The sequence below is a fragment of the Acidimicrobiales bacterium genome (genome assembly GCA_035536915.1).
Taxonomy (GTDB): Bacteria; Actinomycetota; Acidimicrobiia; order Acidimicrobiales; family JAHWLA01; genus JAHWLA01.
Genome location: DATLNE010000049.1, coordinates 24,580 through 37,378 on the forward strand (window position 1 = coordinate 24,580; position 12,799 = coordinate 37,378).

Annotated in this window: 10 protein-coding genes; 4 read left to right on the forward strand and 6 right to left on the reverse strand. The window is 71.5% G+C overall.

What is annotated here, in order from left to right; genetic code table 11:
• Positions 1 to 59 precede the first annotated feature (59 nt).
• On the reverse strand, positions 60 to 1,346 hold the full coding sequence (locus VM938_15505; protein HVF76442.1) for a DUF2254 domain-containing protein: 1,287 nt from the start codon (positions 1,344 to 1,346) through the stop codon (positions 60 to 62).
• Positions 1,347 to 1,446: 100 nt separating this feature from the next.
• On the opposite strand from VM938_15505, the gene VM938_15510 reads away from it, so the two are divergent.
• On the forward strand, positions 1,447 to 1,860 hold the full coding sequence (locus VM938_15510; GenBank protein ID HVF76443.1) for an ester cyclase: 414 nt from the start codon (positions 1,447 to 1,449) through the stop codon (positions 1,858 to 1,860).
• 29 nt (positions 1,861 to 1,889) lie between these two features.
• Here VM938_15510 and VM938_15515 read toward each other — a convergent pair whose 3' ends face one another.
• The 4 genes from VM938_15515 to VM938_15530 are packed head-to-tail and all read right to left on the reverse strand — an operon-like array spanning position 1,890 to position 5,985.
• Entirely contained in the window at positions 1,890 to 2,120 is a 231-nt protein-coding gene (locus VM938_15515) for a DUF6457 domain-containing protein (protein HVF76444.1), read from the reverse strand.
• A 12-nt stretch (positions 2,121 to 2,132) separates the two neighbouring features.
• Positions 2,133 to 3,671, reverse strand: a complete 1,539-nt coding sequence (locus VM938_15520; protein HVF76445.1) for an acyl-CoA synthetase — start codon at positions 3,669 to 3,671, stop codon at positions 2,133 to 2,135.
• An 8-nt stretch (positions 3,672 to 3,679) separates the two neighbouring features.
• On the reverse strand, positions 3,680 to 5,788 hold the full coding sequence (locus VM938_15525) for a molybdopterin-dependent oxidoreductase (protein HVF76446.1): 2,109 nt from the start codon (positions 5,786 to 5,788) through the stop codon (positions 3,680 to 3,682).
• Positions 5,789 to 5,796: 8 nt separating this feature from the next.
• Positions 5,797 to 5,985: a hypothetical protein gene (locus VM938_15530; protein ID HVF76447.1), complete on the reverse strand. Its 189-nt coding sequence runs from the start codon at positions 5,983 to 5,985 to the stop codon at positions 5,797 to 5,799.
• 105 nt (positions 5,986 to 6,090) lie between these two features.
• On the opposite strand from VM938_15530, the gene VM938_15535 reads away from it, so the two are divergent.
• Complete coding sequence (locus tag VM938_15535) at positions 6,091 to 8,919, forward strand: AAA family ATPase (GenBank protein ID HVF76448.1); 2,829 nt, start codon at positions 6,091 to 6,093, stop codon at positions 8,917 to 8,919.
• Positions 8,920 to 8,930: 11 nt separating this feature from the next.
• Here VM938_15535 and VM938_15540 read toward each other — a convergent pair whose 3' ends face one another.
• The gene (locus VM938_15540) at positions 8,931 to 9,734 is read right to left on the reverse strand and encodes an SDR family NAD(P)-dependent oxidoreductase (protein HVF76449.1); all 804 of its coding nucleotides are present in this window, start codon (positions 9,732 to 9,734) and stop codon (positions 8,931 to 8,933) included.
• Between the two features lie 170 nt (positions 9,735 to 9,904).
• Between VM938_15540 and VM938_15545 the strand changes: the two genes are divergently transcribed.
• The gene (locus VM938_15545; GenBank protein HVF76450.1) at positions 9,905 to 11,395 is read left to right on the forward strand and encodes a carboxylesterase family protein; all 1,491 of its coding nucleotides are present in this window, start codon (positions 9,905 to 9,907) and stop codon (positions 11,393 to 11,395) included.
• 100 nt (positions 11,396 to 11,495) lie between these two features.
• Positions 11,496 to 12,701, forward strand: a complete 1,206-nt coding sequence (locus VM938_15550) for a thiolase family protein (protein ID HVF76451.1) — start codon at positions 11,496 to 11,498, stop codon at positions 12,699 to 12,701.
• Positions 12,702 to 12,799 lie beyond the last annotated feature (98 nt).

The following is a 12,799-nucleotide window of genomic DNA, read 5'->3' on the forward strand; positions in this document are numbered from 1 at the left end:
CTCTCGTTTCGTCACCCTCTCGCATGTCGCCCAGGCCCGCGCCGAGACGGGGTGAGGGCTCAGGAGATCAGTGCAGCGTCCTGCGCGTGCCGGGTGTCCTCTTCGTCAGGGAAGTCGCGGCGGGTGCTTTCCTCCAGTAGGCGGAGCTGCCGGTCGAGCGCAGCCTGTCGGGGCTCCGGCGCCACGGTTGCCAGATCCTCGAGCGCGCCACGCATGCGGCGGGCGATTTGGATCGACCCGCGGCCGTAGTGCCGGATCTCGTCGAACGCCAGCCCTACGTAGTCGTCCCAGCCGTAGCGGGGGGCGACCACCCGCAGCGCGCCGTCGTCGTCGAGCCGCGCCTCCGACGGGAAGCGCCGGTCGGCCAGTCGTCGCAACAGGTCGTGGAGCTCGTCGACGGCCTGCACCGCCGTCGTCGGGTCGTTGACGCCGGGTGACAACGCTCGCTCGGCGATGTCGACGATCTGGCGAAAGCCGAAGGCGGGGTCTTGTTGCATGGTGCGTTCGCGCGCGAGGCCGACGCACTGGAGCATCTCCTTGCGTGTGTCGTCGGTGCTGTCGCCGTGGACTTCGAACATCGGGCCTTTGGTGGGGACGAACTCACCGACGAGCGGCACGAGCCGCACGACGACGTCGGCTTCGTGCGCGCACCGCAGCAGCCGGTCCTCGTCGACGGCGACGACGACCCCTGCTCGGTCGGCGGAGTGAACGACGGTCGTCGGCCTCGGCCGTTCATCGAGGAGCTCGTGATCGGCGTCGCTGCCGATCTCGTCGGGGTACATGCGGGCCATGGCCTGGCGGGTCTCGTCGGCCACCGCGCTCAACAACGTCACTGCCCGGATCCCGTGCGCGATGTGGTCGATGTAGCGGACGAAGAGGGCAAGGCTCACCAGCGCCAGGGCAAGGGACCCCGAGACCGCCACGGCAGGCACGAACACTTCGTCGCCGCCGTCGCCCGAGCGCACCTCGGGCAGGACGAGCAGCGAGTACACGAAGGTGGCGATGTAGGCGCCGAGCACCACCTGGACCAAGCGGTCGCGGATGAACGTGCGCAGCACGCGAGGCGAGTACTGGGCACTGGCCAGCTGCAGCACGATCATCGTGACCGAGAAGATGAGGCTGATCGACGTGACCATGGCGGCCGCAATGGTCGACAGCAGGTTGCGAGCGCTGTCGGGCCCGCCGCCGAACAGGTACCACGATGTGCGGTCCTGCGGGATCCCACGGTCAACGGCGACGAGGACGAACGAGAGCGCCCCGCCGAGGACGACGGCCACAGCGGGCACAAAGAAAAGGCTGGTTCGAACCCGTTCCACGATGGGCAACCGACGAGCGCTCCCCTTCACCGGCGGCCTTCCGAAAACTGCACACCGGGTTGCTACCCACGCAGCCGCCGTCTCACCGGGTGTACCGGCGCATCGAGTGGCGGCTTGTTACGTTCGGCCCATGGGAGGCTCCCCCGCGGACGTCGTGCGCTCCTTCTGGCAGTCGGTGTGGACGGAGGGCCAGTCGGAGAAGCTGCTCGACCTCTTTGCCGCCGACGCCACCGAGAACGCCGAGCCGGTGGACATCGAGCAGTTCCGGCGCGCCGTCGACAGCTGGCGCGGGATCTTCCCCGACTTCTCCGCCACCGTCGAGGAGATGTTCGACCTCGGTGAAGGCCGAGTCGTCACCCGGGTGACCTATCGCGGCACGCAGACAAAGCCGTGGGCCGGGCTGCCTGTGTCGGGCAACACATACGCGGGCGTCGGCATCGACATCTTCACCGTGCGCGACGGGCGGATCACCGAGTTGTGGCACGCCGCCGACCACTACGACATGGCGGTGCAACTGGGCGGGAAGATCGCCCCCGCCGACTGACGAGCCGGCGACCGATCGGGACGGCCCGGCTACGCCTCGGGTGAGGCCACGCCGTCGGCGATCGACTGGGCGACGGCCAAGGCGTCGTCGACGCCCTTGCCCGCCCGCGCCGCCAACCAGCAGGTGACCGGCGCGGCGGTGCGTTCGGAGGCGTGGGCGGCCACGCCGGCCAGCGCCAGGAGCTGCTCGACCTCGTGGGCCGTTGGCGCATCGGTGCCAAGGGCTTCGGCGTAGGCGGCGACGAACTCGTCCATGGTCATCGTGCGATCCTGTCAGACGATCGAGGACTCACGACCCTGCCAGTAACGGTCGCGCACGAGCCGCTTGTAGAGCTTGCCTGCCGCCGAGCGGGGCAACTGGTCCTCGAAGTCGACGGACCTCGGGCATTTGTAGCTCGCCAGCCGCTCCCGGCAGAAGGCCAGCAGCTCGTCGGCCAGCTCGGGGCCGGTGGCCACGCCGTCGAGGGGCTGGACCACCGCCTTCACCTGCTCGCCCAGCTCCTCGTGGGGCACCCCGAACACGGCCACGTCGGCCACGGCCGGGTGCTCGAGCAGGACGTCCTCGACCTCCTGCGGGTAGATGTTCACGCCCCCGGCGATGATCATGTTGTCGAGGCGGTCGGTCAGATAGAGGTACCCGTCGTCGTCGAGGTAGCCCATGTCGCCGACGGTGGTGCGCCCTCGACTGTCGTAGGCCTTGGCCGTCTTCGTCTCGTCGTTGTGGTACTTGATGGGCGACCCACCGTCGAACCAGATCACGCCCGACTCCCCGGGCGGAAGCTCCTCGCCGGTGGCGTCGTCGACGATGTGGATGGAGCCGAACAGCGCCTTCCCCACCGACCCCGGGTGCGCCAGCCAGTCCTCGGGCCCGATGTAGGTCTGCACCCCGCCCTCCGAGGCGCCGTAGTACTCGTGCAGGATCGGCCCCCACCAGTCGAACATGGCCTGCTTGACGGGCTTCGAACACGGCGCGGCGGCGTGGATTGCCAACCGGTGCGAGCCCAGGTCGTAGCGCGAGCGCACCTCCTCGGGCAGCCGCAACATGCGGACGAACATCGTCGGCACCCACTGCGAATGGGTGACGCCGTGCTCGGCGACGGCCCGCAGCGCGCCCTCGGCGTCGAACTGCTCCAGGATCACGTTGGTGCCGCCGATGCGGTTCACCGCCATCGAGAAGCGCAACGGCGCGGCGTGGTAGAGCGGCGCCCCCGGCGTGAGGTACACCGACGACTCGTCCATTTGGTAGAGCCCGGCGAAGCCGCTGATGACGGGGTCGGCATCGCGCTCCATGGGGACGCCCGACAACGCCCGGGTGCCGCCCTTGGGCCGTCCCGTGGTGCCCGAGGAGTAGATCATGTCGACGCCCTCGGTCTCGTCGGGCACCGGCGTGGTGGGCATGCCCGCCAACGTCTCTTCGAACGAGCGCTCGTCGTCGACCACGACCACGCGGCACCCCGGCGCCAGGTCGTCGCGCAGCTGCTCCACCGCAGCCAGCCGCGCTGTGGTGGTGAACACCACGCGAGCCCCGCAGTCACCGACGATGTAGCCCATCTCGGCGGGCGTGAGGTGCCAGTTGACCGGCGTGTAGTACAGCCCGGAACGCTGGGCCGCCCAGCACACCTGGAGGAACCGGGGGTGGTTCTCCATGATCAGCGCCACGTGGTCGCCTGTCTGCAAGCCGATCGACCGCAGCCACTGGGCGATGCGGTTCGACATCTCGTCGAGCCCGCGGTACGTAACGGTCTCGCCGGAACCGGCGAAGACGTACGCGGGATGGTCGGGTCGCTTCTTGGCCCAGGTGCCGGGGTACACGGATCTCCTTACGAGGCGGGGACGGCGGCCGTCACCTCGACGGGCACGCCGGTGAGGTGCTGCTGGTTGGAGAGGCGGTCGAAGCTCTCGGGACCATGCGGCAGCACGACGTTGACGTTGGCGCCGGGCATGGCCCGCGACAACCGCAGTCCCGGTTGCAGGCCCCAGCCGTGCTCCAGCCACACGACGCCGGGGCGCAGGGTGTCGTCGATGCGCACGTCGACGGTGATGGCTCCCCACTGCGAGCGCACCTCTACCAACGAGCCGTCCTCCAAGCCGCGGGCGGCGGCGTCGTCGGGGTTCATGCCCAGCCGGTTGCGGTCGTGGCCCGACCGCTTCATGCCCGGCACGTTGGCGTACCACGAGTTCTGCCACCGGGCATGCCGGCCGCAGATGAGCTTGAGCGTGCCGGGAGGCTCGCCCGCCAACTCGGCGAAGATGTCGTCGCACCGACCAAGCGCGCTGTCGAAGGCGTCGGGGCAGCAGTCGACCCGCTTGTCGGGCGTCTGGATGGCGGTCTCGAACAGCGTGCCCGCCTCCAACCCCTTGCTGAAGCGGACGACGCCGTCGGGCGCCTCCCGGAGTTGTCGGCGGCTCAACCCCCCCTGGTCCAAGAGGTGGTCGACGCCGCGCCAGATCACGGCCTCGGGGTCATCGGCGTCGAGGGCCGAGCGGATGCCCAGGGCCTGCTCCACCCGGGCGTAGACCCACCACTCGGGCCGTCGCTCGAACTGCGGGTCCACCACCGCTTCGGTCCATTGCGCGGCGGGCTCGTGCTGGATGCCGATGGCCGCCAGGTTCAGGTCGGGCCGCTCGAACTGGTCGGTGGCAGGCAACAGCCAGTGGGCCAGCTCGCTGGTGGCCGACGGGTAGATGTCGAGGCACACCAGCAGTTCCAGCGACGCCATGGCCTCGTGCAGGCTGGTGGCGCCCGGGACCGACAGGACCGGGTTCCCGGCGGTGACCCACATGGCCCGGATGGGGTGCTCTGCCTGGGTGATGTAGTCGGCCAAGAGGCCGCCAGGGGTGTCGGCGGCGAAGCGCTCGCCGAACTCCGTCTGCTCCCGGGCGGCACCGAAGTCCATCCGGCCGACCTCGGTGTTGCGGTAGAAGGCGGGCGCGGCCACGTTGCCGCCCTGGCGGTCGAGGTTGCCGGTCACGAAGCTCAACTGGTGCACCAGCCAGTAGGCCAAAGCGCCCTGGCGGCCCATGTTGGCCCCCGTCGACATGTGCACCGCGCTGCGCCCCGAGGTGGCGAAGGCGAAGGCCACCTCCCGGATCACCGCAGCGTCGATGCCGCACACCTCGGCTACCCGCTCGGGTGGGTAGCGGCGCACGAAGGCCCGCAGCCCCTCGACGTTGCGGCCCCGCTGCTCGACCACCGGGTCGAAGCCGACCGTTCGTTCGATCTCGCACAACAGGGCGGCCAGGAAGTACACGTCGGTGTCGGGCTTGACCTGGATGGTCGGGCCGGTGCGGGCGTCGGACGACTCCACCCGCCGCGGGTTGACGAACCAGATGCGAGCGCCTCGCGACGCCGCCTTCATGAGCAGGCCGTAGGGGTTGGGCACCGAGAAGAAGCTGGCCTTGCTCGACCGCCAGTTCGACCCGATGAGCAGGATGACCTCGGCGTTGGCCAAGTCGGGCACCGGGTGCAGCAAGGTGCTGCCGAACACGGCGGCGCTGGCCGCGTACTTGTTGTAACAGTCCTGGGTGCCCGCGTTGAAGTGGCGGGTGGCGCCCAGTTTCTTCAGCATGCGCGGCATGCCCGCGCCGGTGATCGAGTTGAACGCCGCCGGGTTGCCGCAGTAGCTGGCCAACGCCTCGGCCCCGTGACGCTCGGAGATGGCCCGGATGCGCACGGCGATGTCGGCGATCGCCTCGTCCCACGTGGCCCGCTGCAAGCTGCCGTCGGGGAGGCGTCGCTGGGGGTAGTTCAACCGGTCGGGGTCGTGGTGGATCTCCAGCCCGGCGATGCCCCGCTGGCAGGCGAAGCCCTTGGTGACCGGGTGGTCGCGGTCGGGTGCCAGGTCGACGAGCTTGCCGTCCTCGACGGTGGCGACCAGCCCGCAGGCCGGTTCGCACACCCGGCAGAACGTGTTGCGACGCTCCGCCATGGGCGTGGCTACCTCGCCGGCTGGGCGTGCTCGAACGCGATCCCTTCGAGCATGCTCAGCAGCTCGAGCCACCCGCTGAAGGGGCGCAGCTCACCGTCGCTCGTGCGCAGGACGCCCTCGGCATGGGGGGCGGCGCCGGGCACCGGCGCGCCTGCCGGAGGGATGAAGGTCAGCTCGATGGTCACTGCGCTCGACACCACCCCGTTGTACCGCCGCGGCGTCGCCGCCTGACAGTAGGAGCATCCCTACACCTTCGTAAACGGCGGGGACCGCGGGCGGCATAGGGCGAATGACTGGGTACGATGGCCCTCGGAACCCACATGCAGCACACGCTTTCATCGAGCGTCGGCTCCGCCCCGATCGGCAGGGATGGGGAGCTGACGACCCTCCTCGACCTGATCGACCGAGCCTCCGCTGCAGGCGGACACGTGGTGCTCGTCGTGGGTGACGCGGGCCTGGGCAAGACCACGCTGCTCGACGCCGCCGTGGCCCGGGCCGCGGCCAACGGCGTCACCGTGGCCAAGGGACGGGCTCGGGCCGAGGAAGCGGTGTACCCCTACGCCGCCTTCTCCGAGGTCGTCTCCTCCTTGCGCGACCACCGCGACGCCGCCGTGCGGCGCCGGGTGGAGGACTTGGAGACGGCCTTGGCCCACGGCAGCCGCGGCGTCGACGAGGAAGCCGAACTGCACCGCCGGGCCTTCCAGGCCACCGCCGCCCTGTTGGCCGAGGTGGCCGAGCAGGGCCCGCTGGTGCTGGCCATCGACGACCTCCACGCCGCCGACGGCGACTCGCTCGTCCTCTTCGGGCTGCTGGTCCGCAGGCTGGCCCACCTGCCGGTGGCGTGGGTGGCGACGGTGCGCTCCGACCTCCCCGAGCGCCGCCTCCCCCTCGACAACCTGGTGCACAGCCTGAGCACCGAGGAGCGCCTGCACACCGTGTCGCTGGCGCCCTTGGCCGACGACGTCATCGTGCGCGTCGTCGAGCAGGCCCTGGGCGGCGCCCAGACGCCGTCGATCACCGCCAACGTGGTGGGCGTCAGCCGCGGCAACCCCTTCTATGCCATCCACACCGCCTTGGTCCTGGCCGAGGACGGCTCCGACGGCGACGCCGTGCCGTCGCTGAGCCGGCGCGTCGCCCTGCTGCAGCGGGTGCTCCCCCTCGGCGGCGACGTGCGGGCGTTGGCCCGGCTCCTGGCCGTGGCCGGCAGTTGCGAAGTCGGCCGCCTCCCGCAACTGGCGTCGATCACCGGCCTCGACGCCGAGCGCGCCGTGGTGGCCTGCGACCGCATGGTGCGGGCGGGCATCCTCACCGGCACCGACCGGTTGGAGTACGGCCACGCCATCCTGCGCGATGCGCTGTATGCCGACCTCGGCCCGGCCGAGCGCCGGCGCATCCACTCCGAGCTGGCCGACCGCTTCACCGCCCTGCGCCGCCGCGGTGAACGCGTCGACGTGCTGGAGATCGCCCGCCACATCATGGCCATCGCCCCCGAGGCCGATGCCGACCGGGCCGCCGTGCTCATCGAAGCAGGCGATGCGGTGGCCCGCACCGCACCCCGCTCGGCCGCCGCGTACTACGGCGCCGCCCTCGACCGGCTGCCGCGCGACAGCCCGCGCGCTCCCGGCGTGCGCACCCGGCTGGCCGCCGCCGCCTGGCGTTCGGGCGCCGTGCACCTGACCGTCGACACCTGCCGCTCGGTGCTGCCGTCGCTGCCCGTCGAGCACGCCGACCAGGTCGTGGTGCTGTTGGCCGCCGCCCTCGGCGCCGCCGGGCGCCCACGCGAGGGGCTGGAGGCCATCGACGCCCAGGCGGCCGCCCATCGCGACACCGCCCGACTCCGCGCCATGCGGGCCGGCGTCTGCGCCCTGCTCGACCGCGATGCCGAGGCCCAAGAGGACGCCGCCTTCGCCATCGAGCTGGCGGGCGCGTCGATCGCCGACCGCGTCGCTGCCCTCGACGCCGCCTCGCAGGTCACCACCATCAGCGTGCGCGACACCGAGGCCGTGGCACTGGTGCACACGCTCCTGGCCACCGCCGACGAAGCGCCCCCGTCGTGGCGCCTGCGGGCCCGCCGCAGCGCCGCCTACACCTTCGCCTGCGTGGGCGACATCGTGGCCGCCGAAGCGGCGTTGGCCGAGGCTGCCGCCCTGCAGGAGGTCGTCGACGACCACGCCAACTGGGACCTCGAGATCGTGGCGGGCACGTTGGTGGCCTTCCACCGGGGCGACTGGAACGAAGCCCGGCGCCGGTGCCAGTCGGCCCGCCTGGAGTTCGACGACTCGCAGCACGCCTTGTGCGCAGCGGTGGTGGCCTTCGTGGAAGGCACCATGGCGTTGGAGTCGGGCGACGTGGCCACCGCCCGCTCGGTCGTCGACCGGCAGTGGCCTGCCTTCGGCCACGTCGACCGCATCGTGGCCGCCGTCCTGGCGGGCGCCGACGCCTACGACGGACGCTTCGCCGAAGCCGAGGCCCGCCTGCTCGGCGCCATCGACGCCGCCCAAGCCCCGTTCCGGATGACCGTGACCCTGCTCCACCGCTTGGTGGACGTGCGACTGGCGGCGGGCGACAAGGCCGGTGCCGTGGCCGCAGCCGAACGCCTCGTCGAACTGGTCGGCGACGACAGCGGCCCGGGCTTCCGGGTGATCACCGAGAAGGCGCTGGCATCCGCCAACGACGACGCCGAGGCTGCCGTCCGCGGCATCGAGCTGGCCGCCGCCCACGGCATGCGCTCCTTCGAAGCCACCCTGCGCTACGAGGCGGCCCGCCTGGGCGTCGACCCCAAGGACAACCTGCTCGCCGCCATCGAGGTCTTCAACCAAGCGGGCGCCACGGTGTGGCGCCGGCACACCGTGGCCGAGCTGCGCCGGTGGAACGTCCCCATCCCCCGCCGCCGTCGGGTCTTCGGCCTCACCGATGCCGAACTCGACATCTGCCGCCTCGTGCAGGCGGGCAGGCGGAATCGGGAGATCGCTCAGGAACTGCACTACAGCGAAAAGACGGTCGAGGCCTACCTGTCGCGTATCTACTCCAAGACGGGCTGCGCCAACCGGCTCGCCCTGGCCCGGTACTGCGACTCGCTCGACGTGCTCGACCGCGACGCGTCACCGGTCGACGAGGCGGAACAGGCCTGAGCGACGGCCGCCTATTTGGCCCGAGGACGCAGGCCCGCGTCGAGGCGGATGACCTCGGCGTTGAGGTAGGGGTTGGCGGCCAGGTGGAGCACGAGCGACGCGTACTCCGCGGGGCGGCCGGGCCGGCGCGGGTTCAGGATCTCGGCCTCCAGGCGGCTGTGCATGTTCTCCACGAACGCTCGGGCTTCGGGGCCGGCGGCATCGAGCACCTCGTCGGACGGCTGGTACATCGGGGTGGCGAACACGCCGGGGGCGATCGTCATGACCCGCACGCCAACCGGCGCCAGGTCGCGGGCCAGGGGAAGGGTCATGCCCGCCACGGCGGCCTTGGCTGCTGCGTAGGGCACCTGCCCCGCTTGGCCGTCGAAGGCGGCGCACGAGGCGGTGAACACCAGCAGGCCGCGCCCGCCGTGCTCGTCGCGCTCCTGGCCTGCCATGGCCGCAGCGGCCAGGCGGCCCACGTTGAACGAGCCGTTGAGGTTCACGTCGACGACATGGCGGAAGACGTCGAGCTCCATCACCGTGCCGTCGGGGTTGAGCGTGCGCCCCGGCACGCCCATGCCCGCGCAGTGCACGGCCAGGCGCAGCGGCGCCATGTCGGTGGCGGCGGCAACGGCGGCGGCCACGTCGTCGGGCGAGGTGACGTCGCCCTTCACCTCGCAGAGGCGGTCGTCGGTGCGCCCCGCCGGGTCACGGTCGAGGGCCACGACGGACCAGCCGTCGGCCAGCAAGGCGTCGACGGTGGCGGCCCCCAGCCCGGAGGCGCCGCCGGTCACGAGGGCGGAGCGGTTGTTCGACACGTCAGCGGTGGTCACGCTCCGAGCGTCCGACAGACGGGCACCCCGCAACTAGTTGGACATCCCCCGCACTTAGCGCGGCCGGGCGATAACCGTAGGGATACTCCCACTCGCTCCCCCGCCCGCCGCGGTGCGACGGTGCCGACGACAACCGCGATCGGGGGAGTCCGACGATGCAACCGACTGCCATGACGACGTCCGGCCCTGTTGCCGGCGAGCGAACCGCCTCTGGAGCCGTCTTCCGCGGCATCCCCTACGCCGAGGCTCCGGTGGGAGACCGCCGCTTCCGGCCCCCGCAGCGCCCCACGCCGTGGACCGAGACGCGCCAGGCCACCACCTTCGGCCCGATCGTGCCGCAAAACGTCATCCCCGGGTCCTTCGCCTCGTTCAACTCCACCCACCCGATGGGCGCCGACTGCCTGTCGCTCAACGTGTGGACGCCCGACCCCGGCAACGCCGGCCTCCCCGTGTTCGTGTGGGTCCACGGCGGTGCCTTCAACACCGGCTCGGGGAGCGACTCCATCTACGACGGCACAACCTTCGCCCGCCAGGGCGTGGTGTGCGTGACGGTGAACTACCGACTGGGCGCCGCCGGGTTCCACCACCTGGCCGACGGCGAGCCGGGCACCGGTGCCTACGGCATCCTCGACCAGATCGCCGCCCTCGAATGGGTGCAGGAGAACATCGCGGCGTTCGGTGGCGACCCCGGCAACGTCACCGTCGGCGGCGAGTCGGCGGGCGGCATGAGCGTCGGCTGCCTCCTGGCGGCACCGGCAGCCGCCAACCTCTTCCACCGCGGCATCCTGCAGAGCGGCGCAGGCCACAACGGCTTGCCCCCCGAGGTGGCGCGCAACGTCGCCGCCCGTTTCGTGGCCGCCCTCGGCCTCAGCCCCGACGACCTCGACGGCCAGCGGGCCGTCTCCGACCAGGCCCTGCTCGAAGCCCAGGCCCAGGTGGCCTTGGAGGTTGCCTCGTCGGGTGACCCGGTGACGTACGGCGACGCCGTGGCGTCGGGCATGGCGTGGCAGCCGATGATCGGCGCCGACGTCCTGCCCGTGCTGCCCATCGAGGCGATCCGCAAGGGCGCCGCGGCGGGCAAGGACGTGCTGGTCGGCCATTGCCGCGACGAGATCCAACTGTTCGTGGGCGTCGCCCCCGAACTGCTGCCGATCACCGCCGAGATCCTCCCGGCCATGTACGACATGACCTTCGCCACGGGCACACGATCCGGCGCCGAGGCCATGAAGACCTACGAGGAGCGGTTGGGCGACACGCCGGTCCTCGACCTGTGGGCGGCCATGGAGACCGACCGCCAGTTCCGCATCCCCGGCATCCGCCTGGCCGAAGCGCAGACGGCGTATGCCACCGTGCACGCCTACGAGTTCGCCTGGGAGTCGCCTGCCCTCGGCGGCCGGCTCAAGGCGGCCCACGGGCTCGACTTGCCCTTCACCTGGGACGTGCTGCGCGACCCCAGCCTCGCCGACCTCATCGGGGACACCCCGCCGCAGGAACTGGCCGACGAGATGCACGGTGCGTGGGTCCGCTACATCACCACGGGCGACCCCGGGTGGCGGCCCTACGACCTCGACCGCCGGGTCACCCGCCAGTTCGGCGGCGCCGGCGGCGAAGTCGAAGACCCCCGTCCCGAGGAGCGCCTGCTCTGGGACGGCGTGCGCTGACCGGCCGTCGTTAGGTCTAGGGATTCCAGATCTTCCTCACGCGGTGCCCGTCGTGGTCCGCTGCAACACACACCAACCCCAGTCTCTTTCGAGGAGCAACATGCCCAACGCCGTAATCGTCGATGCCGTCCGCACCCCGGGAGGCCGTCGCAACGGCGCGCTCAGCGGCTGGCACCCCGCCGACCTGGCCTCGGAAGTGCTGCGGGCGCTCATCACCCGCACCGGCATCGACCCGGCCCTCGTCGACGACGTGATCACCGGCTGCGTCACCCAGGTGGGGCGCCAGTCGGCCAACATCGCCCGTTACGCCGTGCTCGGCGCGGGCTTCCCCGAGAGCGTGCCCGCCACCACCGTCGACCGGCAGTGCGGCTCGTCGCAGCAGGCCGTGCACTTCGCCGCCCAGGGCGTGCTGGCCGGCGCCTACGACATCGCCATCGCCGCGGGCGTGGAGGTCATGTCGACCACGCCCATGGGCTCGGCTACCACGGCCGACGCCTTCCCCATCGGCGAAGCGGTGTGGGGCCGCTACGGCGACATCGAGACGCTGGGCGTGAAGGGCCTCCCCCACCAAGGCGTGGGCGCGGAGGTGCTGGCCCAGCGCTGGGGCCTGTCCCGTGAAGACCTCGATGCCTACGGCGCCCGGTCGCAGCAGCTCGCCACCCGGGCTCGCGACGAGGGCCGTTTCGAGCGTGAGCTGGTGCCCGTGCGGGAGCGGCGCATCGATCCGGAGACGGGCGCGCCGGGCGAGTTCGGCGAATTGGTCACGGCCGACGAGGGCATCCGCCCCGACACCACGGTGGAGTCGTTGGCCCGCCTGAAGCCTGCGTTCTACGAGGACGGCCGCGTCACCGCGGGCAACGCCAGCCAGATCAGCGACGGCGCGTCGGCCGTGCTCATCATGAGCGAGGAGCGGGCCAACCAGCTGGGCCTCAAGCCCCGGGCCCGCTTCCACACCTTCGCCGTCGTGGGCTCCGACCCCGTCACCATGCTGACCGGCCCGATCCCCGCCACCACAAAGGTGCTCGACCGCGCGGGCCTGGGCATCGGCGACATCGACCACTTCGAGGTGAACGAGGCGTTCGCGTCGGTCGTCCTGGCGTGGGCCAAGGAAGTGGGCCCCGACCTGGACCGGGTGAACCCCAACGGCGGCGCCATCGCCCTCGGCCACCCGCTCGGGTGCTCGGGCACCAAGCTGCTCGCCACCATGCTCTGCGAGCTGGAGCGCAGCGGCGGCCGCTACGGCCTGCAGACGATGTGCGAGGGCGGCGGCATGGCCAACGCCACCATCATCGAGCGCCTCGACTGACCGGAACGCTCGGCGGCCACGCGGGCCGACGCGATCCTAAGTCTGGGGGACTCCGACCTGTTCCTACAGGAACACACGGTGTTCGATTGGTGAACGGA

Bases quoted from the DNA above. Each gene is read 5' to 3' on its own strand.
- VM938_15510 (HVF76443.1), top strand. From the start codon at position 1,447: ATGGGAGGCTCCCCCGCGGACGTCGTGCGCTCCTTCTGGCAGTCGGTG.
- VM938_15515 (HVF76444.1), bottom strand. From the start codon at position 2,120: ATGACCATGGACGAGTTCGTCGCCGCCTACGCCGAAGCCCTTGGCACC.
- VM938_15525 (HVF76446.1), bottom strand. From the start codon at position 5,788: ATGGCGGAGCGTCGCAACACGTTCTGCCGGGTGTGCGAACCGGCCTGC.
- VM938_15535 (HVF76448.1), top strand. From the start codon at position 6,091: ATGGCCCTCGGAACCCACATGCAGCACACGCTTTCATCGAGCGTCGGC.
- VM938_15545 (HVF76450.1), top strand. From the start codon at position 9,905: ATGACGACGTCCGGCCCTGTTGCCGGCGAGCGAACCGCCTCTGGAGCC.
- VM938_15550 (HVF76451.1), top strand. From the start codon at position 11,496: ATGCCCAACGCCGTAATCGTCGATGCCGTCCGCACCCCGGGAGGCCGT.